Origin of the sequence: Deinococcus alpinitundrae, from assembly GCF_009982895.1 — a bacterium.
GTDB classification, from domain to species: Bacteria; Deinococcota; Deinococci; order Deinococcales; family Deinococcaceae; genus Deinococcus; species Deinococcus alpinitundrae.
Window position 1 is genome coordinate 1 of the sequence record NZ_WXZL01000229.1, and the last position, 275, is coordinate 275.

A 275-nucleotide genomic window follows, 5' to 3' on the forward strand; every position below is an offset into this window, starting at 1 on the left:
GGCCGCCGAACAGTCCGAGCGCCTGACCATCCCCGACATCGCCGAGCCGGTCCCGCTCGCGGCCTTCCTCGCCGCCTTCCCGCCGTCCCGCCGCCTCTTCGTCGCCGCCGAGCGCCACGCCGCCCCGCCCCTGTCGCCGGCCGATCCGCTTCAACCCCACGCCCTTCTGGTCGGCCCCGAGGGCGGCCTTGCGCCGGAGGAGCTTGACGCCATGGCCCGCCATGCGTTTGTGTCGCCGGTAACCCTCGGACCGCGCATCCTGCGCGCCGAAACCG

1 protein-coding gene is annotated in these 275 nt (G+C 75.3%); it reads left to right on the forward strand.

The window, feature by feature from the left end:
* Positions 1-275: RsmE family RNA methyltransferase (locus GUI70_RS23165; protein WP_161884566.1), on the forward strand; the 275-nt coding region annotated here is incomplete at both ends.